General features: G+C 73.2%; 1 protein-coding gene. It reads right to left on the bottom strand.

Annotated features, from left to right (window positions below):
• Positions 1-589: hypothetical protein (locus OOZ15_RS20010; protein ID WP_265958195.1), on the bottom strand; the 589-nt coding region annotated here is incomplete at both ends.

Raw genomic sequence — 589 nt, forward strand, 5'->3', positions numbered from 1 at the left:
TGAAGTCCAGCTGCAGCTGGTGATCCAGCTCGGCCCAGGTCCGATCGATATCCAGCGGAATGGCCACCACCCAGTCGTCGCCCCGCTGCTCGAGGCGCAGGCGTTCCTCGCCGGCCAGGCGCTGGGCGGCCAGCGACGACGAGCTGGCCGAGGCGCTGCGCGCGCCGAAGAACTGCTCCATCTCCTCCAGGCAGGCCGCCACCGGGGCACCCCCCCGGTCGCAGCGCACCTCGCTGTCACCGGCGCGCAGCCCTTGACGCACGCTGAGGCGCGCCTGGGGGGTCTCGATCACGCCACGGGAGGTGTCGCTGGCGGTCACCTGCAGGCCGCGAGTACGGGCGAAGTCCTCGAGCTGGGGCCATACCGTACCGGGATCGGCGCCGACCACCAGCCAGCTGTCGCGGCCGATGTTGCGGCGCTCGACGAAGTCACCCTCGGTGGCACGCCCGGCCGCCAGCGGCTGGGGGCTCGGGACCTCGAAGCCGTCGTCCCGTGCCCGGAAGTCCCCTACCGCCTCGGGCACCGGCATGGCATCCCGGTAGCGATCGGGGTTGCGCGTCTCGGGCAGGACCAGCGGCGAGCTGCCGCC

This window comes from Galbibacter kalidii (assembly GCF_026241135.1).
Lineage (GTDB): Bacteria > Bacteroidota > Bacteroidia > Flavobacteriales > Flavobacteriaceae > Galbibacter.